A 25805-nucleotide genomic window follows, 5' to 3' on the forward strand; every position below is an offset into this window, starting at 1 on the left:
TGCCCCGAGGCGGCCCGTCGTCCAGCTCACCGGCTGGGCGACGGGCCGTTTCAGTACGTCCACCGCCGCGGGTCCTCCGGCGGCGGCACGCCCCGGAACTTCGCCACCCGCACCTCCCACTGGCTGCGCCGGCGGCGCGCCTCCCGGTCGATCGGACAGCGGTGGAAGGTCTCGGGCGGCCGGGCCAGGCCATAGATGTCCGCCCACCACTCGCCGGGCTCGGGGTCGAGGATCAGTTTCAGGTGGGACGGATACCGGCGTCCCGCGCCGTCGCGGGTGTCGTCCCAGTCAGCCATCGGCTGGATCACCCGACCGTCCTGGTCGACCACGACGAGGTAGAGGCCCGCCGCGCCCAGCAGTCGTTCGAGCACCTGGAGACTGGGCGTCATCCCGCCGGCCTCGACCCTGCCCACGGTCGACGGCGCCACCTTCGCGAAGCGGGCCATCTGCCGCTGGCCGAGCCCGACGATCCGGCGGGCCTGCCGGACCGGCCCGGCGATCGGGACGCGACCGATCGTCGGGCCGGTCGGCGGTGGATCGAGCGTGGAAGCCATGCCGGGACCCTGCCCGGCGGGGCACACCACCGGCAACCCCTGTGGACAAAGCTGTGGACAGGGCATGTCGCCCGGCGCGCCGCACCCACCCACCGGATATCCACCTGGCCCCTTTGCTCTGCTGCAGCCCACACAACAGCGGGAGCATTCAAGTGTTGCGTGGGCTGCAGCAGAGCAAAGGAAGACGAGGGCTACGGTCGGGGCGAGGGCCACCAGTCGCGGTGCGGGGCACGGGTCGCGGTGCGGGCCACAGGTCGTCCGGACACCGAGCTCACGGACCTCATGCCCGGTGTGCAGCGCAGGGACGGACCGAACGTGGCGGGTCTGTCGATCAGGCTGATGGTGCTGGGCGCCGACGGTCGGGTCCAGCGCAGCCGGGAGGCCCGGGTCAAGGGTCAGACCATCACGCTCGTCGGCGCCGACGAGCGGTACGCCTACCTCGTCCGGGACCACGTGGGCCTCGTGACCCACGAGCTGGCCACCGGCCGGGAGAAGGTCCTCATCCGCTCGTCGACGGTCGGCGCCGGCCCGCTGCTCAGCAGCGCCGACGTGGCGGCGGGCCGGATGGTAACGGTGACCAGCGGGTTCGACATGAACCGGTGCCAGGTCGACGTGCTCCGACTGGCCGACGGGACACGGCAGTCCCGCCTCGGGGTGAACGGCGACTGTGCCCAGTCGATCCGGCTCTCCCCGGACGGCGACCTGGTCGCGATTCCCTACGCCAGGACGAACGGTGCGGACCCCCGCAGTCGGGACTACCGGGTGGCGATCCTGGACACCGCCACCGGGCAGCGCCGGGCCGACCAGTTCGTCGGGACCGTCGGCGCGATCAACGGCCTCACGGCCGGCGGAACCTGGGGCACCGCCTGGGTGGACGACACGACCGTCCGCGTGGTCTGGGCACAGCTACCGCTGCCCGCCCGCAAGGTCTACTCCGTGTCCGAGGTGTCCCGGGTGGTGACGGTCAGCGTTCAGTAGCGCTGGCGGAGCAGCTGGGCGGCCTCGACGGCCCAGTAGGTGAGGATGATCTGCGCGCCGGCGCGGCGGATCGAGGTGAGCGTCTCCAGCATCACCCGCTCCCGGTCGATCCAGCCGTTCGCGGCGGCCGCCTCGACCATCGCGTACTCGCCGGAGACCTGGTAGGCGGCGACCGGGACGTCCACCGCGGCCCGGACCGCCGCCACCACGTCGAGGTAGGGCAGGGCCGGCTTGACCATCACGATGTCGGCGCCCTCGGCCACGTCCAGCTCCACCTCGCGCAGCGACTCCCGCAGGTTCGCCGGGTCCTGCTGGTAGGTGCGCCGGTCGCCCTCCAGGGCCGACTCCACCGCGTCCCGGAACGGGCCGTAGAAGGCCGAGGCGTACTTCGCCGCGTACGCCAGCACCGCGACGTCCTGGTGGCCCGCGGCGTCCAGGGCCCGGCGGACCACGCCGACCTGGCCGTCCATCATCCCGGAGGGCCCGACCATGCCGACCCCGGCGTTGGCCTGGGCCACCGCCATGTCGGCGTACGCGGCCAGGGTGGCGTCGTTGTCGACGCCGCCGTCCGGGGTGAGCAGGCCGCAATGCCCGTGCGAGGTGAACTCGTCCAGGCAGAGGTCGCTCATCACCACGATGGCGTCGCCCACCTCGGCGACGACGTCCCGGATGGCGACGTTGAGGATGGCGTTCGGGTCGATGCCGCCCGAGCCGCGCTCGTCACGCGAGGCCGGCACCCCGAAGAGCATGATCCCGCCGACCCCGGCCTGGGCCGCCTCGACGGCGGCCTTGCGGAGCGAGTCCCGGGAGTGCTGGAGCACCCCCGGGAGGGACTTGATCTGCCGCGGCTCGGTCAGCCCCTCCTTGACGAACATCGGCACGACCAGCTCGGCCGGGTCGACGCGGGTCTCGGAGACCAGCCGCCGCACGGCCGCGTTACGACGCAGCCGGCGGGGCCGGATCTCGGGGTACGGCATGAGGGCCTCCCTAGCGACTAGCGGAACCTCAGGGCGGTCGGCCCCTGCACCTTCGAGCCGCGGCGCTGCTTCGCCGGCATGGCGGCGAGCTTCTCGCGCAGCTCGACGGCGTAGGCGGCGAGCGCCTCCACCAGGTCGGGCACCGAGGCGTGCTGAGGCTGGACGTCGACCCGCAGGCCGAACTCCGTCGCGGTCTCCGCCGTCTTGGGCCCGATGACGGCAACAACGGTACGCGCGTGCGGCTTCCCGGCGATGCCGACCAGGTTCCGGACGGTGGAGGACGAGGTGAAGAGCACCGCGTCGAACCCGCCCGACTTGATCGCGTCCCGGATCTCGGCGGGCGGCGGGGCGGCGCGGACGGTCCGGTACGCGGTCACGTCGTCGACCTCCCAGCCGCGCTCCGTGAGCCCGGCGGCAAGGGTCTCGGTGGCGATGTCGGCGCGCGGCAGCAGCACCCGGCCCACCGGGTCGAGGATCTCGTCGTGCGGCGAGAACTCGGCCAGCAGCCCGTCGGAGGACTGCTCCCCCGCCGGCACCAGCTCGGGCTGGATGCCGAAGGCGCGGACCGCGTCCGCGGTGGCCTCGCCGATGCAGGCGATCTTGACGCCGCCGAAGTGCCGGGCGTCCAGGCCGTGCTCGGCGAACTTCTCCCAGACCGCGCGGACGGCGTTGACCGAGGTGAAGATCACCCAGGCGTACCGGCCGTCGACCAGGCCCTTGACCGCCCGCTCCATCTGGGCGGGGGTACGCGGCGGCTCGACCGCGATGGTCGGCACCTCGCACGGGATCGCCCCGTACGCGCGCAGCCGGGCGCTCATCGCGCCGGCCTGCTCCTTGGTCCGGGGGACGAGCACCTTCCAGCCGTACAGCGGGCGGTTCTCCCACCAGCTCAGCTTGTCCCGCTGGCCGACGCCCTCGCCGACGGTGAGCACCACCCGGCCGGTGAAGCCGAGCGCCGCCGCGACGAAGGAGTCCACGGTCGACGTGGTGGTGTACTGCGTCTCACCGGTGCCGTCGCCGGTCACCCCGACGCCGGTGGTGCCGTCGACCCCGGCGGCCAGCAGGCCGTCCCGGATCGCGGCCAGGTCACCGGCGTCCACGGCCAGGGCCAGCGAGCCCCGACCGACGGCGGCGGCGAGCGCGTCGAAGTCCAGCGTGCTGACGTCGTCGACGTCGGCGGCGGTCCGCACCCCCGGCAGCGGCACCCCGGCGTAGGTGGCCACGCCCTCGGCCTGGCCGACGCCCGGGACCACCTCGAAGTGCGCGGCGGTACGCGCCACCGCCTGCACCTCCTTGACCACCGAGTCGTGGCCGAACGGGTCACCGGCGACCAGGTGCACCGCGTTCAGCCCGGAGCGGGCCGCGGAGATCAGCACCTTCGCCACGTCCCCCGGTACGCCCTCGGCGGGGCTGAACTGGGCGTCGGACTTGGCCTGGGCGCGGACGACGTCGAGCAGCGACTCCGGGACTCCCCGGTCGTACACCACCTGGTCGGCGTCGACCAGGGCGTCGTGTGCCCGGCGGGTCAGCAGACCCGGGTCGCCAGGACCGGCGCCGACGAACGCGATGCGGCCTACGGGCTTACGGGTGCGGGTCATTCTGTGCTCCCAAATTGCTGGGTCCCCGGGCCGGTGTGTCCTTCTTGGCCGAGGATCGAGTCGGCGCCGAGTTCGAGGAGTTCGGCGGCGAGTGCCTTGCCGATCTCCGCCGCGTCGGCGGGCGTTCCGGTGCGGGACAGCCGGAGGTCACGGGTACCGTCCGGGCTGACCACCGCCCCGCGCAGGTAGATCTCCTCACCGGCGTCACCCTCGGCGAGTTCGCCGTAGGCGGCGACGGGTGCGCTGCACCCGGCCTCCAGGGTGGCCAGCAGTGCCCGCTCCGCGATGACCGCGGCGCGGGACGGTGCGTGGTCGAGCATGGCGAGCAGCTCGGCCAGGTCGGGGTCGTCGATCCGGCACTCCACGGCCAGCGCGCCCTGGGCGGGCGCGGGCAGCATCAGCATCGGGTCGAGCGTCTCGGTGATCACGTCGGTCCGGCCGAGCCGGGCCAGCCCGGCGCGGGCCAGGACCACCGCGTCGAGGTCGGCGTCCGGGCCGAGCACCCGACCGAGGCGGGTGTCCACGTTGCCGCGGATCGGGGTGACCTCCAGCTGCAAGCCGAGCGCGTGCAGCTGCGCGATGCGGCGCAGCGCGCCGGTGCCGACCACCGCGCCGGGCGGCAGCTCGGCGAGCGTACGGCCGCCCTTGGCGACCAACGCGTCGCGCGGGTCCTGCCGGGGCGGCACCGCCGCGATGTGCAGCCCGGGGGCCGCCGCCGTCGGCAGGTCCTTGTACGAGTGCACGGCGAAGTCGATGGTGCCGGCGGTCAGCGCGTCCCGCAGGGCGGAGACGAAGACGCCGACGCCGAGCCGGTGCACCGGGGCCGAGGAGCGGTCCCCGGCGGTGACCACCTCGACCAGCTCGACCTCGCGGCCGGTGGCCGCGGTGAGGGCCTCGGCGATCTGGCCGGACTGGGCCATCGCCAGGGCGCTGCCCCGGGTGCCGAGGCGCAGGGGGGCGGTCATCGCGCACCTCCGGTGGACGGGACGTCGGCGGCGTCGAAGGACGGCCGGCCGGCGCCGTCGGTCTCCACCACGTCGGGGACGGTGTCGACGGGGGAGGTCTGCGGCACCTCGAGGTCGAACAGCTCACGCAGCAGGGCGGCGTACTGGTCGCCGCCCGGCTCGGCGGCGAGCTGGCGGACCCGCACGGTGGGCTGGTGCAGCAGCCGCTGCACCACCCGGTGCACCGTCCGGGCGACCTCGGCGCGCTGGTCGTCGCTGAAGTCGGGGCGGCGCTGGGTGAGCCGGCGCAGCTCCGCGCTGACCACGTCGTCGGCGCGGCCGCGCAGGGCGGCCACGGTGGGCGCCACGTCGGCCCCGCGGAGCCAGGACAGGAACGCCTCGACCTCTGCGGTGACGATCCGGGTCACCTCGGCGGCGTCGGTGGCGGCCGGTCCGTCGGCGAGGATCGCGGCCATCCGGTCGATGTCGATCACCTCGACCCCGGTCAGCTCCGCGACGCCCTCCGCGACGTCACGCGGCACGGCCAGGTCGAGCAGGACCAGCGGGCCCCGGTCGGCGTCCCGGCCGGCCAGCGCCCGGGTCACCACGTCGATGGTGAGGACCGGTTCGGTGGCGGCGGTGGCGGCCACTACGATGTCCACTGTGGAGAGCGTGTCGACCAGCTCGGCCATCGGCACCGCATTGGCGCCGTACGACGCGGCCAGCCGGACGGCCCGGTCGGCGCCGCGGTTGGTCACGGTGAGCGGCCCGGCGCCCAGCCGGGAGAGCGTCGCCACGCCCAGCGAGCCCATCGCGCCGGCCCCGACCACCATGGCGGGCCGGCCGGAGAGGTCGCCGTCGAGGAGGCCGGTCGCCAGATCCAGGGCGGCGGTGACGACGCTCTGACCGGCCCGGTCGATGTTGGTCTCGGCGTGCGCGCGCTTGCCCACCCGCAGTGCCTGCTGCATCAGCTCGTGCAGCAGCCGGCCGGCGGAGTCGGCGCCACCGGCCCAGTGGTACGCGTCCCGGAGTTGGCCGAGGATCTGCGCCTCGCCGACCACCATCGAGTCCAGCCCGGCGGCGACCCGGAAGACGTGGTCGACGGCGGCGGCGTCGTAGTGCACGTAGAGGTGGTTGGCGAGCGCCGCCGGCGGGGAGCCGGCCTGCTCGGCGAGGACCGCGCAGATGTCGCCGAGGCCGCCGTGGAAGCCGGAGACGGCCGCGTAGACCTCCACCCGGTTGCAGGTGGAGACGAGCACGGCCTCGGCGACGTACGGCTGGGCGACCAGGCGGTCCAGGGTGCGGGTGAGATCGGCGGGGGCGACCGCCAGCTGCTCCAGCGTGGCGACCGGAGCGGTGCGGTAGGACGCGCCGACGACGAGCAGTTTCACGTGCCGATCGCCTCCTGGGTGTCGGTGGCCGCGAGCCCGCCGGGCAGAGCGGTGAGGGCGGACCCGGCGGTGGCGGGGAGCGCGGTCAGCGACGCCTTGCGGTGCTCGTGGAAGGACAGGATCTGCAGCTCGATCGCGAGGTCGACCTTGCGCACGTCGACCCCCTCCGGAACCGAGAGTACGCACGGCGCGAAGTTGAGGATGCTCGTCACGCCGACGGCGACGAGCTGGTCGGCGACCGCCTGGGCGGCCGGCGCGGGGGTGGCGATCACGCCGATCGAGATCAACTCCTCGGCGGCGACCCGGGACAGCTCGTCGACATGCCGGACGACCAGCCCGTTTATCTGCTCGCCGACCCGGGACGGGTCCGCGTCGAAGAGCGCGGCGATCCGGAAGCCGCGGCTGGCGAAGCCGTCGTACCCGGCCAGGGCGTGACCGAGATTACCCACGCCGACCAGGGCGACCGAGCGGCACTGGGTGAGCCCGAGCACCGACTCGATCTGGTCGATCAGCAGCGACACGTCGTAGCCGACGCCCCGGGTCCCGTACGAGCCGAGGTGGGAGAGGTCCTTGCGGAGCTTCGCCGAGTTCACCCCCGCGGCGTTCGCCAGGCCCTCGCTGGACACCGTGTCGTGACCGACATCGGCGAGATTGTGCAGCGCACGGAGGTATTCCGGGAGCCGTGCGACGGTGGCCTCGGGAAGGTCCGGGAGCGCCGGTACGGCACCGGCGCGGCCGGGCGCGCCAGGGTGGCGGTGCTGACTCATGAGACTCCGTGCGGTGCGATCCTCGACCAGCGTCGGTGGCCGGTCGTTTCGGGACTCCCGCTGGCGACCGATATTGCCGGCTGTGCTAGCAGGGCGCGTCGGAACTACAGAGTAGGCGCTTGTGAAGACGTGCACAAATCGCGATCTTGCTGGCTCGCGACGTGCCTCCACCTGCCCTCCATTCCACAAGATCGATCTAGCGCGCTCCATCGGCGTCGCTCGGCGATTATTGCTCAATCCCGACTTCTCTGACCAATCGCGCGCGCTCGATCGCGCTGTGTCACCGTTGATCTAGGTCGCGTCTCACTCCCGCACCCCGTTCGGCGCCCGGCCCGCCGCCCTCGACCGTGGCGTCGAGGTAGGGAGAACCCCACCCCGGAGAGGCCGGCGCACGGGATGGGTCCGGCCCGCCGTCGCCCATAACCTCATGCCATGACCGCCATCCCCCTGGCCCCCGCGCCGACCCCGGCACCCGTCAGCCGAGTCACCCGTCAGCTCCTGCACGACTCCGGCTACGTGCTGCTCGGCCTGCCGCTGGCCATCGCCGGCTTCGTGGTCGTGGTGGCGGGGATCTCACTCACCGCCGGCCTGCTGGTGACCACCGTCGGCCTGCCGGTCCTCGCCGGCACCCTCTACGTGGCCCGCGGGTTGGCCGACATCGAGCGGCTGCGGCTCCCCGCCGTGCTGCGCCAACCCCGGGTGCGCCCGGAGTACCTGGTCCCCGAACCGGGCGCGAAGCTCTGGCGGCGGGTCTTCGTGCCGATGCGCGACGCGCAGTCCTGGCTCGACCTGGCGCACGGCCTGCTCAAGCTGCTGGTGGCGCTGCCGACCTTCGTGCTGCTGCTCGTCTGGTGGGCGGTCGCCGTCGCCGGCACGCTCTACGGCGGGTACGACTGGGCCATCCCGCGCGGCCCGGACGACCAGGACCTCAGCCAGCTCCTCGGGATGGGCGACGGGGCCGGCGCGCGGATCGCCCTGAACACCGCGCTCGGCATCTTCTGCCTCCTCACCCTGCCGCTGCTGGCCCGGGCCTGCGCCCTGCTCCAGGCCGGCCTCGCCCGCTCGCTGCTGACCGGGGTGGCCGAGATGCGCAACCGGATCACCACCCTGGAGGAGCAGAAGCGGGCCGCCGCCTCGGCCGAGGCGTCCGCCCTGCGCCGGCTGGAACGCGACATCCACGACGGCCCGCAGCAGCGCCTGGTCCGGCTCGCCATGGACCTGAGCCGGGCCCGCCAGCAACTCGCCGCCGACCCGGAGGCGGCCCGCCGGACCCTGGACGAGGCGGTCACCCAGACCCGGGAGACCCTCGGCGAGCTGCGCGCCCTGTCCCGGGGCATCGCCCCGCCGATCCTGGTGGACCGCGGCCTGCCCAGCGCGCTGGCCGCCCTGGCCGCCCGCGCCCTGGTCCCGGTCGAGCTGGTGATCGACCCCGAGCTGGGCACGCCCACCGGGCGGCTCGACCCGGCGGTGGAGAACACCGCGTACTTCGTGGTGGCGGAGGCGCTGACCAACGTCGCCAAGCACAGCCAGGCCACCTCGTGCCAGGTCGAGATCACCCGCCGGGTCGGTCGACTGGAGATCGGCGTACGCGACGACGGGGTGGGCGGCGCCCACCTGGCCAAGGGGCACGGCCTGGCCGGCATCGCCGACCGGGTCCGGGCCACCGGCGGCACGCTCGACGTGGTCAGCCCGACCGGCGGCCCGACCGAGATCCACGCCGAGCTTCCCCGGTGACCCGGCCGACCCCGCCGGCCCGGCCGGCAGCCGTGCCGGGCGGCCGGGTGGCCCCGGCGTGGTAGACACCGGAACCATGCGGGTGGTGATCGCGGACGACGCCGTGCTGCTCCGGGAGGGGCTGGTCCGGCTGCTGACCGAGTCGGGACACGAGGTGGTGGCCGCCGTCGGTGACGGCGACGCGCTGGTCGAGGCGGTGGTGCGGCACCGGCCGGACGTCTCGGTGGTGGACGTCCGGATGCCGCCCTCGCACACCGACGAGGGGCTGCGGGCGGCGGTGGAGGCGCGCCGCCTGGTGCCGCGTACGCCGGTCCTGGTGCTCTCCCAGTACGTCGAGGTGTCGTACGCCGACGACCTGCTGGCGACCACCGGCGGGGTCGGCGGCGGCGGAATCGGCTATCTGCTCAAGGACCGGGTGGCCGCGATCGACGAGTTCCTGGACGCGCTGACCCGGGTGGCCGCCGGCGGCACGGTGCTCGACCCGGAGGTGGTCGGTCAGCTGCTGGTCCGACGCCGCCGCGACGACCCGTTGCGGGAGCTGACCCCGCGCGAACGCGAGGTCCTCGCCCTGATGGCCGAGGGCCGCTCCAACACCGCCATCGCCCGCGCCCTGGTGGTCAGCGACGGCGCGGTGGAGAAGCACGTGGGCAACATCTTCACCAAACTCCACCTTCCCCCGGACGCCACCCACCACCACCGCCGCGTCCTCGCCGTCCTCGCCCACCTCCGGGCCTGACCCCGGCCCGGGCGCCTTGATCATGGGGGTGACGGGTGCCGGGAGATCAACTTGCCCGACCAGCTCCTGATCACCCCGGCCGGGGGGGGGGGTGGGGTCAGGGGAGGGTGTGGGCGAGGGTCCCGGCTTCGGGGAGGGTGTCGGCGGTGGGGTGGGTGAAGGCGCGGAGGCGGGTGGGGTCGGAGAGGCCGCCGGTGTAGAGCACGCAACGGGCGCCGACCGAGGTGGCCGCGTCGGCGTCGTCGAGCGAGTCGCCGATCAGCACCACCTCACCGCCGGACAGGCCCAGCTCGGCCAGGTGCCTGTCCAGCCACTCCGCCTTCAAGCCGCCGCCGACCGCCGACCGCAGCCCGTCCACCCGGGTGAAGTGCGGAGTCAGCCCGTAGGTGTGCACGGTCGGCACCAGCTCGTCGTGGAACCACATGGATAGCAGCGACTGACTGCCCGACCAGGCCGCGATCGCGGTGGTCGCGTCGGCGGCCAGCTCGCAGCTGGTCAGCTCCGCCCGGTACGCGTCGTGGAAGATCCGGTCGAGCCGGCCGAACGCCTCGTCGTCGATCGCCCGGCCCAGCATCTCGGCGTAGTAGTCGGCGATCGGCCGGCGGAACCGCACCCGGTGCTCGTCGGTGGTGACCGCCGGCCGGCCCGCGCTGGCGAAGGCGACGTTGGTCGCCCGCACCACCAGGTCGAGGTCGTCGAGGAGGGTGCCGTTCCAGTCCCACACCAGGTGGCGCCGCTCAAGGGTCATCGGTGCACGATAATCGAGCCCCGGGCCAGGATCAGAGCTGCGGGGTGGTGAGATCCCGCAGCAGCCGCTCCTCCTCGACCCGCCAGTAGCCGTGCTCCTTGCCGTCGAGCAGCACCACCGGCAGCCGGTCGCCGTACTCCCGTTCCAGCTCGACGTCGCCGGTGACGTCCTTCTCCAGCCACCGGTCGCCGGTGACCGCCACCACCCGGTCGAGCGCCGCCTTCGCGTCCTCGCAGAGGTGACAGCCGGCCCGGGTGATCAGGGTCAGCCGCGCGTCAGTGGACATCGGGTACCTCCGTGCGGATCTCGGCCGGCGGTGCCGGGGACGGCACCGGGGGCGCCGACGGGCGGAGCTGGGCCTTGCGTACCTTGCCGATCGCCGAGTACGGCAGCGTGTCGACGAACTCGACGGCGGTCGGGCACTTGAACCGGGCCAGGTTACGGTCGCAGTGCGCGAGCAGGTCCGCCTCCGTCACGCTGGAGCCGGGCGCCCGCACCACGTACGCTCGGACAGTCTCCCCGGTCCGCGGGTGCGGCACCCCCAGGACCGCCGACTCGGCCACCCCGGGGTGCGCTTCGAGCACCAGCTCCACCTCGTGCGGGTAGACGTTGAAGCCGTTCACCAGGATCAGCTCGCCCAGCCGGTCGACCAGGAAGAGGTCGCCGTCCTCGTCGGCGTACGCGACGTCGCCGGTGGCCCACCAGCCGTCGTCGTCCGGGCCGCCCCGGCCGTCCGGCCAGTAGCCGGCGAACAGGTTCGCGCCCCGGACCACGATCTCGCCCGGGTCGGTGCCCGGCCCGTCGTCGGAGAGGTCCGGCTCGTCCGGGTCGTCCTCGGGCGCGGCGACACCGTCCCGCCACAGGTCGACCCCGTCGGGCCCGACCAGGCGCACGTCGACGCCGGGCAGCGGCCGGCCGATCGAGCCGGCCTTCGGCACTCCGCCCACCAGGGTGGAGGTGAGGACCGGGGCCGTCTCGGTCAGGCCGTACCCGACGTGCAGCGGGCGACCGGCGACCTCGGCGAACCGCGCCGCGGTCGCCGGCGGCAGCGGCGCCGCGCCGCAGACCGCCACCCGGACCGACGCCAGGGCCGTCACCACCGCGTCGCGGTCCGCCTCGGCCCAGGTCAGAAACATCGACGGTACGCCGATCAGCACGCTGACCCGGTGCCGGGCGAGCTCGGCGAGCGCCCCGGTCGGGCCGAGATCGTCGACGAGCACCCCCGTCGCGCCGTGATGGACGACTGCCCCCAGCCCCGAGTTCAACCCGTACGCGTGGAAGAGCGGCAGCGCGAGCAGCACGGTGTCGTCGGGCCCGACCACCGGCGGGGTGATCCGGGCGACCTGCTCGTGGTTGGCCGCCAGCGCCCGGTGCGACAGCATCGCGCCCTTGGGCCGGCCCTCGGTGCCCGAGGTGTAGAGCAGTACCGCCAGATCCTCGCCGCTCCGGGTCGGGAACGCCCCCGGGGCGTCGCCGTCGGTCACCGGCGGGGCGGTGTGCACGGCGGTCAGCGCGGGCAACGCCTCGGCGAGGTCGGCGACCCGGTCACGGACCTCGGCGGCACAGATCAGCACTGCGGCGCCGGAGTCGGCGAGCACGTGCCGCAACTCCCGGGCGGTGAGGGCCGGGTTGACCGGCACCGCGACCAGCCCGGCGCGCAGCACCGCCAGGTAGGTCACCACGAAGTCCGGTGTGTTGCCGAACGACACCGCCACCCGGGGCGGGTGCCGGTCGCCGGGCGGACCGGCCGGTACCGAGGCGGCGAGGGCCCGGGCCGCGCCGGTCACCGCGGCGTCCAGCTCGGACCAGGTGAGGGTGTGGTCCGTGTGGTCCCGCCAGTGCAACGCGGGGCGGTCCCCGTGGGCGAGTGCCGCCCGGCGGAGCCGGTCGGCGAGGTTCGGCGCGGAACTGTCGGCTGCGTCCTGCACGGTGGCTGAGTCTGGCACAGCGGCGGCCGGCCGACCATGCCCGCGCGTCCGGACGCCCGGGACGGCCGCCGCGACACGCCGAACGGCGGGTGCAAAACACTCCGACCAGGACTTTCCACTCCGGACCAGCTTCCGCCGGCAAAGTCAACCGCACACGACGGACAACCGGTCCGCCATCCGTGCGACAGGGAGGGAAATACTTCCGCCCTGTGTAACGGACTTGCCACGCGCGGGTGACGTTGGCCCCTATCATCACTCGGGTCGGCTCACCCCATTTGCCGTGAGTCGACACCCCTCAGCCCGAGGAGGCCCCCGTGCCTGTGAGCGCATTGGACCAGCACCTCAAGGGGATCTGCCGCCCGTCGGCACGTCCCGGAACGGCCCTGCCCGACCGGGGCGTACCCGGTCCCGCCGCGACGCCGCGGCATCCGGTGCGGCCGTGCCCCGCGTGGATCGGGGAGGCCCGGTGACCACCTTCGGTTACGCGGAGCGGCCGGCCGGCCTGACCGGTCCGACCCCGAGGACGCCGGTCAACGAGCGGCTGGACCAGACGCCGCGCGGCGCGGCGGAGGGCTCGTGGGGCCTCGCCGTCCGGGGCGAGGGCACCCGTCGGGTGCGCAACCGGCCGCACCACAACGAGGCACCGCCCCGCCCGGCTCTGCCGGGCGGCAACGCGAGCCGGGTCGACGCCCCGTCCCGCCCCACCATGCCGGCGCAGGGTCGCCGGGCGCCGGAGACGCCGCCTGCCATCGATCCGTCGCCCATCGATCCGCCGGCCATCGATCCGTCGGCCGGCGAGACGGCCATCCTGCCGGCGGTGCCGGCCGCCGACACGGCCGTGCTGCCCGCGGTGCCCGCCGCGCCGGTCACCGCCACCGGCTTCCCGAGTCGCCCCGACCCGTCGGACCCGGCCACCGAGGTCTGGACCCTGGTCGAGCGGGCCCAGGCCGGCGAGGCCGAGGCCTTCGGCCTCATCTACGACCGGTACGTCGACACCGTCTTCCGGTTCGTCTACTTCCGGGTCGGCAACCGGCAACTGGCCGAGGACCTGACCTCCGACACCTTCCTCCGGGCGCTCAAGCGGATCGGCAGCTTCACCTGGCAGGGCCGGGACCTCGGCGCCTGGCTGGTCACCATCGCCCGCAACCTGGTCGCCGACCACTTCAAGTCCGGCCGCTACCGCCTCGAGGTCACCACCGGCGACGTGCTCGACGCCGACCGGGAGGACCGCGGGCCGGAGGGCAGCCCGGAGGCGGCGGTGGTCGAGCACATCACCAACGTCGCCCTGCTCACCGCGGTCAAGCAGCTCAACCCGGAGCAGCAGGAGTGCATCGTGCTCCGCTTCCTCCAGGGCTTCTCCGTCGCCGAGACCGCCCGCGCGATGGGCAAGAACGAGGGCGCGATCAAGGCGCTGCAGTACCGGGCGGTGCGGGCCCTGGCCCGGCTGCTGCCCGACGGCTTCCAGCCCTGAGAGACGTGGTTCGCGCCGGCCCGCCCCCGTACCGTGGGCGGGCGGGCGGCGCCGCACGCCCGTGACGACGATCACTCGTCGTGATTTCGCCTCCGCCGTCCCCGTAACCGCCACCCGGCGCGGACCGTTTCTCCGGGTGCGACCAGTGGTTGTCCCGGCGTCCCCCGGGCCACCAGGTCCGGCGGGCACGGTCGACCAGCGGGTCGTCCGTCAGCGTCACGCTGCCACCGGTCGCTGGCGACGACTACGGCCCGACCGGCCGTGACCAGCGAGAGGAGGTGCCTGCGGTGGACAGTGACCTCTTCTCCCGTCGGCGCGCCGAGCGCTTCGCACAGCTCCTCGACGAGGCCAACGGCGGCCGACGTCACCACGTGCGCTCCCGGGTGGACGACGAACTCGCCGCACTCGTCGCGGTCAGTCAGCGGCTCACCGCCGACCGACCCGATGTCGACGTCGACGCGGACTTCCGCACCGGACTCCGGGCGATGCTGGTGGCCACCGCCGAGCGGGAGGGCATCGGTGCCCCGGCGGCGGCGAGGACCGAGACCGCGGCGAGCACCGGCACCCGGGGCTCGCTCCTGCCGGCGGTCACCGCCCGGCGGGCCCGCGCCCGAGGCGCGATACTGGTCGGCATCGCCGCGGGGGCCGTCGCCCTCTCCGGCATCTCCGCCGCCAGCGAGAACGCGCTGCCCGGCGACGCGCTCTACGGCATGAAGCGCTCCACCGAGCGGGCCCAGCTCGCCCTGGCCAGCTCGGACATCAGCCGTGGTCAGCTCTTCCTCGACTTCGCCAAGACCCGCCTCGACGAGGCCGCCACGGTACGCGGCGACCGGATCGGGTTCAGTGCCGTCCTCGACGACATGGACGCCGACACCCGCCAGGGCGTACGGCTGCTCACCACCGTCGCGGCGCAGCGCTCCGACCCGGCCAGCCTGGACGCGGTCAACGTCTTCGTCACCGGCCAGCGGCAGGCGGTCAGCGGGCTCGACCGGACGGACCACGGCGAACGGGACCGCACCCGGCGTTCACTCGCCCTGCTCGACGCCGTACGCAAGCGCTCCGAGGCGCTCCGCGCGGCGATCGCGTGCGGGCTGCCCGCACCCGTCGCCAGCGACGCGCTGGGCCCCGCCCCGGTCGACTGTCCCGGCGACCGCTGACCCGGACCGGCGCGGCAGCCGACCACGCCACAGTTCTCCGTACGTACGACCGGCCGTGTCCGGTGTGCGGCTACGCTCGCCGTGGAACGTGTGTCCCGATCGTCGAGCGGAGGGAGGTCGCGTGGCTCGCACCCGGAAGGTGACGGTCAGCACCGACGCCGACGGTCACACCGCCGGTTGGTCGGAGACCGAGCAGGCGCCGCCGGTCACCCCCACGCTCGACTCCACCGCGGCGGCCTTCTTCGACGTGGACAACACGATGATGCAGGGCGCCTCGATCTACTGGTTCGCCCGCGGGCTCGCCGCCCGGAACTACTTCACCACCGGTGACCTGGCCCGGTTCGCCTGGCAGCAGGCGAGGTTCCGGCTGCTCGCCACCGAGCACGCCGGCGACATGTCGCAGGCCAAGGAGGCCGCGCTCGCCTTCATCGAGGGCTGGCGGGTGGAGGACGTGGAACGGCTCGCGGAGGAGATCTTCGACGAGCTGATGGCCCCGCGGATCTGGGCCGGCACCCGCAAGCTGGCGCAGCACCACCTCGACCGGGGTGAGCGGGTGTGGCTGGTCAGCGCCGCTCCGGTGGAGATCGGCCGGGTGCTCGCCGCCCGGCTCGGCCTGACCGGGGCGATCGGCACGGTGGCCGAGGTGGTCGACGGGGCGTACACCGGGCGGTTGGTCGGCGACCTCATGCACGGGCCGGCCAAGGCCGAGGCGGTGACCCAGCTCGGCGCGATCGAGGGGCTGGACCTGACCCGCTGCGCCGCGTACAGCGACTCCGCCAACGACCTGCCGATGCTCTCCACGGTGGGGCACCCGGTGGCGATCAACCCGGACGCCGCCCTGCTCCGGCAGGCCCGCCAGCGCGGCTGGGACGTCCGGGACTTCCGCACCGGCCGCCGGGCGGTCAAGATCGCCGTACCGTCCACCGCCGCCGCCGGGCTGGTCGCCGGGGCGGTCACCGCCGGGCTCGCCCTGCACCGCCGCCGCCGCACCCCCTGACGGCGCCTTCCCTCAGGGACCGAACGGGTCGGGGCGTCGTTCGAGGAGCCGGTGCAGGGTCTGCTGGATGGTCTCCCGGACCTGGTCGGCGAGGTTGAAGACGACCAGCGGGTCGTCGGCCGAGTCGGTGAGGTGCGCGGTGGGGATCGGCGGGCAGAACTCGATCATCCACTTGCTCGGCAGCGGCACCATGCCCAGCGGCCCGAGCCACGGGAACGTCGACGTGACCGGGAAGTAGGGCAGTTTGAGCAGCCGGGCGAGCGGCTTGATGTCGGCGAGCATCGGATAGATCTCCTCGCCGCCGACGATGGCCACCGGCACGATCGGGGTGCCGGTACGCAGCGCCGCGGAGACGAAGCCGCCCCGACCGAACCGCTGGAGCTTGTAGCGGTCGGAGTAGAGCTTGCCGACGCCCTTGAATCCCTCCGGGAAGACGCCGACCAGCTCGCCTTTGCCGAGCAGCCGCTCGACGTCCGGGTTGCAGGCCACCGTGCCGCCGGTCTTGCGCGCGATCTCGGAGACCACCGGCATCCGGAAGACCAGGTCGGCGCCGAGCAGCCGCAGGTAGCGGCGCGCCGGGTGCTGGTCGTGCAGGGCGGCGGACAGGATCAGCGCGTCCAGCGCCACCGTGCCGGAGTGGTTGCCGACCACCAGGGCGGGCCCGTCGGCCGGCACGTTCTCCAGGCCGCCGACCTCGGTCCGGAACCAGTCCCGGTAGAGCAGCCGGACCAGCGGGTGGAACACGGCGTCGGTCAGGTCAGGGTCGAAGCCGAACTCGTCGACCTCGTAGTCGCCGGAGAGCCGTCGCCGCAGGAAGGCCAGCCCGCCCGCGACCCGGCGGTCCCAGTGGTCCCGCCGGTCCGGCACCGCCGGCCCGGGCGACGCCACCCCCCCGCCGTCGTCCGGCGTCGTCCCGACCGGATCCTCGGCCGCCGCCGGGCCGACGTCGACGGTCCGCTCGTCCGCCATGAGGAACGGCTCGTCCGTCGCGGCGGTGTCCGGCTCGTCGCGCGTCGCCGGGTCGGCGGCCGCCGTCGCCCGCCGGTGCCCGTTGCGCCGCGCCGCCTCCGCGTCCGGTCCGGCCACCGTCAGCGGTACGTCGTACCGGCCGTCGCGCCGCTCGTCCGGGCCGGTCACGGCCGCTCCCGCACGGCCGAGCGGACCTGGCGGATGCCTTCCAGCACCAGCTGCTCGGCGGCGGCGAGCTGATCCCGGCTCACCACCACGCCACCGTGGTGGGCGCGGATGAAGTCCTCGAACGCGGCGGCGGTGGAGCGGGGCGTGAAGCCGTACTCCCGCTCCAGTCGGCTGGTGTCCACCACCCGACCGTGCACGAAGAGGTCGACCTGGTCCAAACCGTAGCGGCCGAAGCCGAGGTTGCGGGCGATCGACGCGGCGCCGGAGAGGCCGGGCTCCAGCACCGGCATGGCCACCCGACCGGCCCGCCGGATGGCCTGGGAGAGGGAGAGCACACCCGGACCGGCGACGTTGTACGTCCCCGGGTGGTCCTCGGCGATCGACCGGTGCAGCACCTCGAGCGCGTCGTCGAAGTGGACGAACTGCAGCCGCGGATCGCGGCCGAAGACGGTGGGCACCACCGGCTGGGAGAAGTAGCGGGTCAGCGTGGTGTCCGCGGTGGAGCCGATGAACGGCGCGAAGCGCAGCACGGTGCCGGTGACGTCGGGGCGGCGCCGGCGGAACCCGCGGACGTACCCCTCGATGTCGAGGATGTCGCGGCCGAAACCGCCGCGCGGCACCTCGCGCGGCTCGGTCTCCTCGGTGAACACCGCCGGGTCGCGGAACGACGCGCCGTACGCGGCGGTCGACGAGCGGACCACCAGCTTGCGCAGCCGGGGCGCCCGCTGGCAGGCGGCGAGCAGCTGCATGGTGCCGATGACGTTCTGTTCCTTCATCGCCGCCCGGGCGCCGTGCTGCGGATCGGGGGCGCTGACCAGCGCCAGGTGCACGACGGCGTCGACCTCGAGGTCGGCGAGGAGGCCGCCGAGGGAGTCGAGGTCGAGGCGGATACGTTCCACCCGGTCGAGCAGGTCGATGACCTCGGGGCCGGGGGTGGCCGGGTCGACGCCGATGACCCGTTCGATCCGGGGGTCGGCGGCGAGCCGCGCGGCGACGTGCGCGCCGAGGTAGCGGCCGACCCCGGTCACGACGACGACCCCCGGAGCACCTGGGGTGCCACCGGGGGTCATGTCGTGCGCCTTGCTTGGCAGGCGGGATCGAGCCGGGACATCCGCGGCCTGATCACCTGAGCCTCCGAGAGTCGACAGTTGGCAAGTGGGGCCGGATGCCGGGCCGAGGCCCGGCACCGGTCACTTGCCGAGACGGCGACGCTGGACGCGGGTCTTGCGCAGCAGCTTGCGGTGCTTCTTCTTAGCCATGCGCTTGCGGCGCTTCTTGACCACCGAGCCCATACGACAGCCTTTCGATGCAACGTGCGGGGCGGACCGGGAGACACCACCGTGCGTGGTGTCGGCGACCGCATGCGGACAACGGACCGGACCAGCGTGGTGGGCAGGGCGCACCAGGGTGCGATCACGGTCGGGGTCCAGGGTAGCCGGAGTGCGTCAGCAGGACCAACGCGCCCCCGTCGATGCCCGTTACGTCGCACTCGGCGGTGCGTCAGGCGGTTTCCTGAAACGCGCCTCGGAGGTACTCGTGCACCGCGTGCTCGGGCACCCGGAACGACCGGCCCACCCGTACCGCGGTCAGCTCACCGCTGTGCACCAGACGGTAGACCGTCATCTTGGACACCCGCATGACCGCCGCCACCTCGGCGACGGTCAGGAACCTGACATCCGACAGTCGACCGTCGGACTGCGACCCGGCCATGGCTCACCGACCCATTCCCATGCCCGGCGCGTGCCACCGGACGGGAGCTCCCGCCAGGACGGGCAACGCGCGTGTTACCAGTACGGTAACGGGACGGCTGTGACCGGCGCGATCCCTTCCTGCAACTGATCATGGACGAGGCGCCGTTCCGCCGCGTTGACCTGGCGTTTTCCTCCCCGATGCGCACCTCGTCCCGTTGGCGGACGGATGCACCCTCCGCGGGTCACTCCGCCCGCAGCGCGACCACCGGGTCGAGGCGGCCGGCCCGCTGGGCCGGTACCACCCCGAAGACGATGCCGACGAGGGCGGAGACCCCGAAGGCGAGCGCCAGCGACCACCAGGTGATCGCCGCCGGGATCGGCGAGACCGCGTCGACCAGCAGCGCGGTGCCCACACCCAGCGCCATCCCGATCAGCCCGCCGATGGCGGTGAGCAGCACCGCCTCCAGCAGGAACTGCACCCCGATGTCCCGGGGGCGGGCCCCGACCGCCTTGCGCAGGCCGATCTCCCGGGTCCGCTCGCGAACCGAAACCAGCATGATGTTGGAGACGCCGACCCCGCCGACGAGCAGCGAGATGCCGGCGATGGCGGCCAGCACGCCGGTCAGCACGCCGAGGATGTCGCCGAGCACGCCGAGGATCTGCTGCTGGGTGACCGCGCTGAACTCGGTGTCCGGATGGCGGCGGGAGAGCTCGGCGACGATCCGGTCACCCAGTTCGCCGATCCGCTCCCGGTCCGGCGCCTTCACCGCGATGCCGTCGACCCGCTGGGTGCCCCAGAGCCGCTGAGCCGCGGTGACCGGGACGTGCACCTCGTCGTCCCGGTCCACCCCGAGGCTCTGCCCGAGCGGGGCGAACACCCCGATCACCCGGAACCGGACCCCGGCCAGCGCGACCTGCTGGCCGAGCGGATCCCGATCGGGAAAGAGCGCCTTCGCGACGGACGCGCCGAGCACTGCCACCCGACGGCTGGTGTCCACGTCGGCCCCGGTGAGGTAGCGACCCCGGGCCAGCGACCGGGTGAAGACCGTCGGGGTGGTCTCCAGCACGCCCTGGACGGTGGTGAAGTCCGACCGGTTGCCGGCCCGCGCGGTGGCCCCGGAGGCGACGGTGACCGCCACCCGGCCCGGGTCGCCGACCACCCGGGAGACCGCGTCGACGTCCTTGAGCGTGAGCGGGGAGACGACCGGGGCGGTGCCCACGTCGAGCTTGCCGGGCACCACCAGGAGCAGGTTGGAGCCGAGCCCCTCGACCTGCTGTTCCACCTTCTGCTTGGTGCCGGTGCCGATCGCCACCAGCACCACCACGGAGGCCACCCCGATGATCACGCCGAGCATGGTCAGCGCGCTGCGCATCCGGTTGGCCCGCAGCGCGTCCAGCGCCACCCGCCAGGCCTCGGCCACTCTCACGAGGCACCCCCGGTGCGATCCTCGTGGCGCGGAAGGCCGGTGGCTCCGGCGGCGCCGCCGGAGCCACCGGACGGGTGCCCCGGGCCGCTTCCGGACGCGGACCGGGGCTCCGCGCTGGGAGCGGCGTCCAGTGTCTCAGGTCGACGGTCGCGGTCGGTCAGCGGTCGATCATGGGGCGGCCCGCCGCCCGCCGTGACCGTGTCGGAGCGGATGAGGCCGTCCCGGACGGCGATCCGCCGGCGGGCCCGCGCGGCCACCTCCTGGTCGTGGGTGACCATCACCAGGGCCGCCCCGGACTCGGCGTTCAACCGTTCCAGCAGCTCCAGCACCGCCTCGCCGGTCGCGGTGTCCAGGTTGCCGGTCGGCTCGTCGGCGAGCAGCACCGCCGGTTCGGTGACCAGCGCGCGGGCGATCGCCACCCGCTGCTGCTCGCCGCCGGAGAGCTGGTTGGGCCGGTGGTGCAGCCGGTGTCCCAACCCCACCCGGCCGAGCATCGCCGCCGCCCGTTCCCGCCGCTGCCGAGCGCCGATCCCCCGGTAGACCAGTGGCAGCGCGACGTTGTCCACCGCGGACGTCCGCGGCAGCAGATGGAAGGACTGGAAGACGAAGCCGATGGTCTCGTTGCGCAGCGTCGCCAGTTCCGGGGCGGAGAGCGTCGCCACGTCCCGGCCGCCGATCACCAGCCGACCGCCGGTGGGCCGGTCCAGCGCGCCGAGCAGGTGCATCAGGGTGGACTTGCCGGAGCCGGACGGCCCGATCACCGCGACGTAGTCGCCGGGCGCGATGGTCAGCGACACCCCGCGCAGCGCCGGCACCGAGACTCCGTCCAGCTGGTACGTCCGGGACACGTCGACCGCCTCGACCGCCGGCACTCCGGCCGGCGGCGTCATTTCAGTTCCTGGCCGTCGCGGACCTGATCGGCGCCCCGCACCACCACCTGGTCGCCGGCCTGCACACCGCTGACGATCTGCACCAGGTCCTGCCCCTGCACACCCACGGTGACCGGCACCTGCTCGGCCTTCCCGTCCCGCAGCACCCAGACCGCGTCCCGCCCGTCGGCGGAGAAGACCGCCGAGGCGGGCACGGCGACGGCGTCGGCCGCCTCGCGTACCCGGAGGTGGACCACGGCGTTCATGCCGGGACGGGGCGCCGGTGCGGCCTCCCCCTCACCGAGGCGACCCGCGCCCAGCGCCAGCCGTACCCGGTAGGTCACCCCGCCCCGGGCGGAGGTGCTGGGCAGCACGTCGACCGAGCGGACCCGGGCGTCGTACGTCGCCCCGGTGACCGCGTCCAGCTCGACCGAGGCGGCCAGGCCGGCCCGGACCAGCAGCACGTCCGTCTCGTCGACCTCGGCGAGCAGTCCCAGCGCGCCGGTGTCCACCACGGTGAGCACCGGGGTCCCGGCGGTGACCCGCCCGCCGGCCGGCACGGCGACGTCGACACCGGGCGGCGGGCCGCCCTGGGCGGGCGCGGACACCGACGGGTCGAGTCCCGTCGCGCCGCCCGCGCCGGCCGCCCCGAGCAGCCCGGCCAGGTCGGCCGACCCGCTCGCGGACCGGGTGCCACCGGGCTGCACCACCCCGTCGACCGGCGCGCGCAGGGTGAGCGCGTCGACCGTCGCCTTCGCCAGGTCGTACGCCTGCTGGGCCTGGAGTCGTTGGGCGCTGGAGAGCGCGCCGACCGCGGAGTTCAGCCCGGCCACGCCGCGCTGCAGCGCGGTGACGGCCCGGTCGGCTGCGCGAGCGGCCGACTCGTACTGCCGCTGCGCGGACTCCACCTGGAGCAGCAGCGCGGACCGCACCTGCGGTTCCGCGATCTTCCCGGCGGCGGTCCGCGCCGCGTCGAACGCCTCGGCGGCGGCCTGGTCGGTGCCGCGCCGGCTGCCGCCCAGGTCGCCGACGCCGACGCCGCGGCCGGCGCGCTTCGCCGCGCGCAGCGCCTCGCGAGCCTGCCGGAGCCGGTCCTGGGCGGACGGTGAGCTGATGACGGCGAGCACCTGGCCGCGACGGACCCGCTGCCCGGGCTGGACGCGCAGGCTGGCGAGCGTGCCGTCGGCGGGCGCGGTGAGGGTCGCGGCGGCCCGGGCGGTCACCGTGGCCGGGGCGTCGATCACCTCGGTGATGGCGGATCGGCCGACCGGGGCGAGCGCGACGGGGGACTTCTTGTCGCCGCAGGAGGCGGCGGTGGTGCCGGTGAGGGCGACGACGGCGAGGAGGGCGGTGAGCAGGCGGGGCCGCGTGGCGATCGGGGGCCGCGGCGAGTGGGTGCTGGCCACCCGGCCCATGCTACGACCCGTCGACGAGGATCGACCTGACGGCCGCCGGTCAGCCGGCCACGGCCCGGACGTACGCGACGCAGTCGTCGTGCAGGGTGGACCACTGCTCGCCGAAGACCTGGTCGGACGCCTCGTCGACGGATCGCCGATCATGGATCACCGCGCGGAAGAAGTCGAGCACCCGCTGCTCCCCGTACCGGTCCACCAGGTGTCGGACGGCCAGGTATCCGATCCCGTAGCTGCCGCCGACCCGGTCGTCGGTCGCGTCGTCGGCCGGAGCCAGCCCGTCCAGCCGGCCGGTCCAGCCACCCCGGACGAGTTTCCGCACCTCGGACAGCCCCTCGTAGCGGCCCACCGGCTGGCCGTCCGCGCCGGCGTACTCGGCGAGGCCCTCGACCAGCCACCAGGTGGCCCTGTCCGAGTAGCCCTGGTCGGGCAGCGACGCGGCGTGGGTCAGCTCGTGCCGGAGCAGGTCGTCGACCCCCTCGGGCGACAGGCTCTCCGCGTTGAGCACCACGTCGTGGTGGCCGCCGCCGACGCCGACCGCGTAGCCGGCCGTCCACCGGGGACGGCCGCCGCCGTACCAGCGTCGCCACTCGGCGCGACCGGCGTAGAAGACCAGATAGCGGCCGGGGGGTGCGGCACCGACCGCGTACAGGTCAGCGACCTTCGCCGCCGCCTCGGCCTGGGCGAGCAGGCCGGGCAGCTTGGCCCGCAGCGCGGGCGTGGTCGCGACGACGGCCCGCTTCCCCACCGCCACCGCCAGGTCGCTGACCTCCCAGGGCCGGGCGCCGGCCGGGGTCGACCGGGACTCCTCGACCGCGACCAGCCGGAGCTGCTCCCCGACATCCCGCCAGCGGGTGCCGATCAGCACCGAGGCCGGCGCGCAGCCCGGCACGACGAAGCAGTACCCGACCCTGACGCTGAGCTGCCACTCGCCCGGCCGGCCGGCGACCGCGCTGGGCACGCCGTCCGGCGTCGGCCGCCAGACGGTCACCCGGAGCGCCCGCAACGCGGCGTACCGGCGGGTGAGGCCGGCGCGGGCGCCGGGCTCCGCGATGGCGAGGAAGCCGTTCCGGTCGCCGCCGAGCAGCGCGGCGGCCTGACGATCGAGCTGGCCGGTCATCCGCGCGGCGAGGCGCCGGGCCGCGTCGTCGCCCGTCGCGGTCCGCCCGGCCGCGCCACCGACCAGCCCGACCAGCAGCACCGAGGGCAGGGCACAGGTCAGCAGTACGACCACCACGGCGAGCACCGCCCACAACGGCCCGCGTCGGCGCGCCTGCGCCGGCACCGGCGCTGCCGGCGGCTGTGCTGATGCCGGCGCCTCCGCCAGTGCTGACGCCTCCGCCAGTGCGGCGGCCGGGGCCGGGGTGTGGGCCTGCGGCTGATTGCCATCGACCGGCTGGCGGCCCGCGGTCGCCGGACCGCTTCCCACCTGCCCGTCGGGCTCGGACCGCTCGGTCAGTTCGTCGGGGTCGGACGGCGCAGCGCCCGCGGGCGACCCGCGGTCCGCGGCTGCCTCGCCGGGCTGCGGGTCGCCGTCGGTCACCGGCGAAGGGTACGACCAATCGGGCGATCCGGCCAGAGCCGCCCCGCGTCCGCGGGGTCGGCCGCTTCCCCTGCCGAACAGCTTCCGGGAAGTTGCGCGAGAGAACCGCGACCGCGACGCGCGGGCGGAGGCGGGGGGTGGGTCAGGCGGGGTCGCCGACCAGGCGGAGGAGTGCCGTGTTCGCCGCCCAGAGCGCGACCAGGAGGATCCCCGGCACGGGGCGGCCGGCCAGCGCGAGCAGCGCGCCGCCGGTCACGAAGCAGCCGGCCTGGGCGGCGAGCTTGGCGGGCGCGGGCAGCGGCACGGCGGCCTTCGGCGAGCAGAAGGCACCCCAGACGACCGCGATCAGCAGTGGCGCGCCGAGCCCGGCGACGATGCGGACGGGCCACCCCGCGTCGAGGGTGAAGCCCCACCAGCCGGCGGCGGCGAGCATGGCCAGCTCCAGCAGGAAGGCGAGGGTCAGCAGCACGGCCTTCATCAGGACCTCCAGTCCCGGAACGCGATGTCGAGGGCGGCCACCAGTTGCTCGTAGGAACGGTCGACGCCGCGTGGCAAGCCGAACCCGCCCGCCGCCTCCAGGGTCACGAAGCCGTGCACGGCGCTGCGGAAGATGCGGGCCGCGTCGACCGCGTCGTCGCCGCTCAGGCCGTAGCCCCGCAGGATCGCGTAGACCGCGTCGAGGGCCCGCCGACCGGCCGCGACGTGGTCGGGGTCGTTCGCGTCGGGCACCTGCTGGGCCGCCGGGTAGCGGCCGGGGTGCCGGCGGGCGTAGTCCCGCCAGGCGGCGGCGACCGCGCGCAGCGCATCGCGACCGGCGCAACCGGCGGCGGCCGAGGTCATCTCGTCGGCCAGTTCGGCGGTGGCGAGCGCGCCCAGCTTCTGGTTGAGCGCGTCCGCGCCCCGGACGTGCTTGTAGAGGCTGGGCAGGGCGACGCCGAGCCGGCCGGCGAGCGCCGCCAGGGTGAGCCGTTCGTAGCCGACCTCGTCGGCGAGCCGGGCGGCCTCCTGGACGACGGTCCGCTGGGTGAGGCCGGCCCTAGGCACCGGACGTCACCGCCAGGAACTCGACGAGCTGGGCGGCGGTGGCCTCGGGCTGGTCGGCGGGCGGGTAGTGCCCGGAGTCGTCGATCATGCGCGCCTCGGCGGTGGCGAAGAGCCGTCGGGCGGCCCGCGCCTCCGCGCCCGGATCCTTGAAGTCGGGGTCCTTCGTACCCATCAGCACCAGGACCGGCTGACGGACCTCCCGCGCGCGGGCCGTCCAGTGGGGCGCGACCGGCGCGACCACCCCGCGCACCGCGTCCATCCGGCCGCGCAGCTTGGCGACCATCTCCTTCCGGTACGCGGCGTCGTCGGCGGGCCGCGCGGCGGGGAAGAGCGTCTTGTGGAACATGCCGAACAGCCGGGGGCTGCGCAGCACCGCCGCCTGAGCGGCCCGCATGACCAGGTTCGGCTTCAGCTCGGCGACGAACGGGCTGAGCTGCACCACGCCGTTGACCAGGTCGGGTGCGTCGGCGGCGGCGACGATCACGGCGGCCGCGCTGGACGAGCTGCCGACCAGGGTGGCCGGGCCGCCGCCGAGGGCCCGGACCACGGCCAGCAGGTCCGCGCCGACCTCGGCCGGGGCGTACGTCGGCCAGTGCGGGCTGGAGTCGCCGTGCCCGCGGACGTCCACCGAGGCCACCCGGTAACCGGCCCGGACCAGCAGGGGAATGAGGTGGCGGAAGGACCGCCGGTTCTCCCCCATGC

General features: G+C 74.5%; 26 protein-coding genes. 6 read left to right on the top strand and 20 right to left on the bottom strand.

What is annotated here, in order from left to right:
- Window positions 1-50 precede the first annotated feature (50 nt).
- The gene (locus SLP03_RS10425) at window positions 51-554 is read right to left on the bottom strand and encodes a helix-turn-helix transcriptional regulator (protein ID WP_319460343.1); all 504 of its coding nucleotides are present in this window, start codon (window positions 552-554) and stop codon (window positions 51-53) included.
- A 315-nt stretch (window positions 555-869) separates the two neighbouring features.
- Between SLP03_RS10425 and SLP03_RS10430 the strand changes: the two genes are divergently transcribed.
- On the top strand, window positions 870-1532 hold the full coding sequence (locus SLP03_RS10430) for a hypothetical protein (RefSeq protein WP_319460344.1): 663 nt from the start codon (window positions 870-872) through the stop codon (window positions 1530-1532).
- Here the strand turns inward: SLP03_RS10430 and hemB are convergent.
- From hemB to SLP03_RS10455, 5 genes are read right to left on the bottom strand one after another with little or no spacing between them, the layout of a single operon-like run.
- A complete protein-coding gene (gene hemB / locus SLP03_RS10435) occupies window positions 1526-2509 on the bottom strand; it encodes a porphobilinogen synthase (protein WP_319460345.1) in 984 nt (327 codons plus the stop codon). The genes SLP03_RS10430 and hemB overlap by 7 nt on opposite strands.
- Before the next feature lie 17 nt (window positions 2510-2526).
- Window positions 2527-4107, bottom strand: a complete 1581-nt coding sequence (locus tag SLP03_RS10440; protein WP_319460346.1) for a uroporphyrinogen-III synthase — start codon at window positions 4105-4107, stop codon at window positions 2527-2529.
- Entirely contained in the window at window positions 4104-5072 is a 969-nt protein-coding gene (gene hemC / locus SLP03_RS10445) for a hydroxymethylbilane synthase (RefSeq protein WP_319460347.1), read from the bottom strand. The genes SLP03_RS10440 and hemC overlap by 4 nt, the downstream gene beginning before the upstream one ends.
- Window positions 5069-6442, bottom strand: a complete 1374-nt coding sequence (locus tag SLP03_RS10450) for a glutamyl-tRNA reductase (RefSeq protein ID WP_319460348.1) — start codon at window positions 6440-6442, stop codon at window positions 5069-5071. Before SLP03_RS10450 ends, hemC begins: the two co-directional genes overlap by 4 nt.
- Window positions 6439-7209 carry a redox-sensing transcriptional repressor Rex gene (locus SLP03_RS10455; RefSeq protein ID WP_319460349.1) on the bottom strand — a complete coding sequence of 257 codons (771 nt, stop codon included), beginning with the start codon at window positions 7207-7209 and terminating at the stop codon, window positions 6439-6441. Before SLP03_RS10455 ends, SLP03_RS10450 begins: the two co-directional genes overlap by 4 nt.
- A gap of 432 nt (window positions 7210-7641) precedes the next feature.
- Between SLP03_RS10455 and SLP03_RS10460 the strand changes: the two genes are divergently transcribed.
- Together SLP03_RS10460 and SLP03_RS10465 are read left to right on the top strand one after the other, a co-directional pair.
- Window positions 7642-8943: a sensor histidine kinase gene (locus SLP03_RS10460; protein WP_319460350.1), complete on the top strand. Its 1302-nt coding sequence runs from the start codon at window positions 7642-7644 to the stop codon at window positions 8941-8943.
- Window positions 8944-9019: 76 nt separating this feature from the next.
- Window positions 9020-9679 (top strand): response regulator transcription factor, encoded by a 660-nt coding sequence (locus SLP03_RS10465; RefSeq protein WP_319460351.1) that lies wholly within the window; start codon window positions 9020-9022, stop codon window positions 9677-9679.
- A gap of 97 nt (window positions 9680-9776) precedes the next feature.
- Here the strand turns inward: SLP03_RS10465 and SLP03_RS10470 are convergent, their stop codons facing one another.
- From SLP03_RS10470 to SLP03_RS10480, 3 genes are read right to left on the bottom strand one after another with little or no spacing between them, the layout of a single operon-like run.
- Window positions 9777-10427: an HAD family hydrolase gene (locus tag SLP03_RS10470; RefSeq protein ID WP_319460352.1), complete on the bottom strand. Its 651-nt coding sequence runs from the start codon at window positions 10425-10427 to the stop codon at window positions 9777-9779.
- A gap of 31 nt (window positions 10428-10458) precedes the next feature.
- A complete protein-coding gene (locus tag SLP03_RS10475; protein ID WP_319460353.1) occupies window positions 10459-10713 on the bottom strand; it encodes a glutaredoxin family protein in 255 nt (84 codons plus the stop codon).
- The gene (locus SLP03_RS10480; RefSeq protein WP_319460354.1) at window positions 10703-12355 is read right to left on the bottom strand and encodes an AMP-binding protein; all 1653 of its coding nucleotides are present in this window, start codon (window positions 12353-12355) and stop codon (window positions 10703-10705) included. The genes SLP03_RS10475 and SLP03_RS10480 overlap by 11 nt, the downstream gene beginning before the upstream one ends.
- A gap of 466 nt (window positions 12356-12821) precedes the next feature.
- On the opposite strand from SLP03_RS10480, the gene SLP03_RS10485 reads away from it, so the two are divergent.
- From SLP03_RS10485 to SLP03_RS10495, 3 genes are all read left to right on the top strand, one after another.
- Window positions 12822-13826 (top strand): ECF subfamily RNA polymerase sigma factor, BldN family, encoded by a 1005-nt coding sequence (locus tag SLP03_RS10485; protein WP_319460355.1) that lies wholly within the window; start codon window positions 12822-12824, stop codon window positions 13824-13826.
- A gap of 287 nt (window positions 13827-14113) precedes the next feature.
- A complete protein-coding gene (locus SLP03_RS10490) occupies window positions 14114-14983 on the top strand; it encodes a DUF5667 domain-containing protein (RefSeq protein ID WP_319460356.1) in 870 nt (289 codons plus the stop codon).
- 88 nt (window positions 14984-15071) lie between these two features.
- Window positions 15072-15980 (top strand): HAD family hydrolase, encoded by a 909-nt coding sequence (locus SLP03_RS10495; protein WP_413644495.1) that lies wholly within the window; start codon window positions 15072-15074, stop codon window positions 15978-15980.
- A 12-nt stretch (window positions 15981-15992) separates the two neighbouring features.
- On the opposite strand, the gene SLP03_RS10500 is transcribed toward SLP03_RS10495, so the two are convergent.
- From SLP03_RS10500 to SLP03_RS10550, 11 genes are all read right to left on the bottom strand, one after another.
- Entirely contained in the window at window positions 15993-16949 is a 957-nt protein-coding gene (locus SLP03_RS10500; RefSeq protein ID WP_413644498.1) for a lysophospholipid acyltransferase family protein, read from the bottom strand.
- Between the two features lie 164 nt (window positions 16950-17113).
- Window positions 17114-18187, bottom strand: coding sequence for an NAD-dependent epimerase/dehydratase family protein (locus SLP03_RS10505; protein ID WP_319460358.1), 1074 nt, complete (start codon window positions 18185-18187; stop codon window positions 17114-17116).
- Between the two features lie 120 nt (window positions 18188-18307).
- Window positions 18308-18409, bottom strand: coding sequence for a 30S ribosomal protein bS22 (locus tag SLP03_RS10510; protein WP_007465623.1), 102 nt, complete (start codon window positions 18407-18409; stop codon window positions 18308-18310).
- 208 nt (window positions 18410-18617) lie between these two features.
- The gene (locus SLP03_RS10515; protein WP_088968591.1) at window positions 18618-18827 is read right to left on the bottom strand and encodes a helix-turn-helix domain-containing protein; all 210 of its coding nucleotides are present in this window, start codon (window positions 18825-18827) and stop codon (window positions 18618-18620) included.
- A gap of 223 nt (window positions 18828-19050) precedes the next feature.
- Window positions 19051-20235 carry an ABC transporter permease gene (locus tag SLP03_RS10520; RefSeq protein ID WP_319460359.1) on the bottom strand — a complete coding sequence of 395 codons (1185 nt, stop codon included), beginning with the start codon at window positions 20233-20235 and terminating at the stop codon, window positions 19051-19053.
- A complete protein-coding gene (locus tag SLP03_RS10525; RefSeq protein WP_319460360.1) occupies window positions 20232-21125 on the bottom strand; it encodes an ABC transporter ATP-binding protein in 894 nt (297 codons plus the stop codon). Before SLP03_RS10525 ends, SLP03_RS10520 begins: the two co-directional genes overlap by 4 nt.
- A complete protein-coding gene (locus tag SLP03_RS10530) occupies window positions 21122-22519 on the bottom strand; it encodes an efflux RND transporter periplasmic adaptor subunit (protein WP_319460361.1) in 1398 nt (465 codons plus the stop codon). The genes SLP03_RS10525 and SLP03_RS10530 overlap by 4 nt, the downstream gene beginning before the upstream one ends.
- 40 nt (window positions 22520-22559) lie before the next feature.
- On the bottom strand, window positions 22560-24059 hold the full coding sequence (locus tag SLP03_RS10535) for a hypothetical protein (protein WP_319460362.1): 1500 nt from the start codon (window positions 24057-24059) through the stop codon (window positions 22560-22562).
- Between the two features lie 142 nt (window positions 24060-24201).
- A complete protein-coding gene (locus tag SLP03_RS10540) occupies window positions 24202-24537 on the bottom strand; it encodes a YrdB family protein (RefSeq protein WP_319460363.1) in 336 nt (111 codons plus the stop codon).
- Complete coding sequence (locus tag SLP03_RS10545) at window positions 24537-25103, bottom strand: TetR/AcrR family transcriptional regulator (RefSeq protein WP_319460364.1); 567 nt, start codon at window positions 25101-25103, stop codon at window positions 24537-24539. The genes SLP03_RS10540 and SLP03_RS10545 overlap by 1 nt, the downstream gene beginning before the upstream one ends.
- On the bottom strand, window positions 25096-25803 hold the full coding sequence (locus tag SLP03_RS10550; RefSeq protein ID WP_319460365.1) for an alpha/beta hydrolase: 708 nt from the start codon (window positions 25801-25803) through the stop codon (window positions 25096-25098). The genes SLP03_RS10545 and SLP03_RS10550 overlap by 8 nt, the downstream gene beginning before the upstream one ends.
- Window positions 25804-25805 lie beyond the last annotated feature (2 nt).

The sequence above is a fragment of the Micromonospora sp. RTP1Z1 genome (assembly GCF_033804685.1).
In the GTDB taxonomy this organism is placed as follows: Bacteria; Actinomycetota; Actinomycetes; order Mycobacteriales; family Micromonosporaceae; genus Micromonospora.

What these genes read in the sequence shown, in the direction of transcription:
- SLP03_RS10530 (WP_319460361.1), bottom strand. Translation starts at nt 22,519, where the DNA reads ATGGGCCGGGTGGCCAGCACCCACTCGCCGCGGCCCCCGATCGCCACG.
- SLP03_RS10505 (WP_319460358.1), bottom strand. Translation starts at nt 18,187, where the DNA reads ATGACCCCCGGTGGCACCCCAGGTGCTCCGGGGGTCGTCGTCGTGACC.
- SLP03_RS10500 (WP_413644498.1), bottom strand. Translation starts at nt 16,949, where the DNA reads ATGGCGGACGAGCGGACCGTCGACGTCGGCCCGGCGGCGGCCGAGGAT.
- SLP03_RS10550 (WP_319460365.1), bottom strand. Translation starts at nt 25,803, where the DNA reads ATGGGGGAGAACCGGCGGTCCTTCCGCCACCTCATTCCCCTGCTGGTC.
- hemB (WP_319460345.1), bottom strand. Translation starts at nt 2,509, where the DNA reads ATGCCGTACCCCGAGATCCGGCCCCGCCGGCTGCGTCGTAACGCGGCC.
- SLP03_RS10470 (WP_319460352.1), bottom strand. Translation starts at nt 10,427, where the DNA reads ATGACCCTTGAGCGGCGCCACCTGGTGTGGGACTGGAACGGCACCCTC.
- SLP03_RS10440 (WP_319460346.1), bottom strand. Translation starts at nt 4,107, where the DNA reads ATGACCCGCACCCGTAAGCCCGTAGGCCGCATCGCGTTCGTCGGCGCC.
- SLP03_RS10525 (WP_319460360.1), bottom strand. Translation starts at nt 21,125, where the DNA reads ATGACGCCGCCGGCCGGAGTGCCGGCGGTCGAGGCGGTCGACGTGTCC.
- SLP03_RS10540 (WP_319460363.1), bottom strand. Translation starts at nt 24,537, where the DNA reads ATGAAGGCCGTGCTGCTGACCCTCGCCTTCCTGCTGGAGCTGGCCATG.
- SLP03_RS10465 (WP_319460351.1), top strand. Translation starts at nt 9,020, where the DNA reads ATGCGGGTGGTGATCGCGGACGACGCCGTGCTGCTCCGGGAGGGGCTG.
- hemC (WP_319460347.1), bottom strand. Translation starts at nt 5,072, where the DNA reads ATGACCGCCCCCCTGCGCCTCGGCACCCGGGGCAGCGCCCTGGCGATG.
- SLP03_RS10425 (WP_319460343.1), bottom strand. Translation starts at nt 554, where the DNA reads ATGGCTTCCACGCTCGATCCACCGCCGACCGGCCCGACGATCGGTCGC.
- SLP03_RS10515 (WP_088968591.1), bottom strand. Translation starts at nt 18,827, where the DNA reads ATGGCCGGGTCGCAGTCCGACGGTCGACTGTCGGATGTCAGGTTCCTG.
- SLP03_RS10475 (WP_319460353.1), bottom strand. Translation starts at nt 10,713, where the DNA reads ATGTCCACTGACGCGCGGCTGACCCTGATCACCCGGGCCGGCTGTCAC.
- SLP03_RS10510 (WP_007465623.1), bottom strand. Translation starts at nt 18,409, where the DNA reads ATGGGCTCGGTGGTCAAGAAGCGCCGCAAGCGCATGGCTAAGAAGAAG.
- SLP03_RS10455 (WP_319460349.1), bottom strand. Translation starts at nt 7,209, where the DNA reads ATGAGTCAGCACCGCCACCCTGGCGCGCCCGGCCGCGCCGGTGCCGTA.
- SLP03_RS10460 (WP_319460350.1), top strand. Translation starts at nt 7,642, where the DNA reads ATGACCGCCATCCCCCTGGCCCCCGCGCCGACCCCGGCACCCGTCAGC.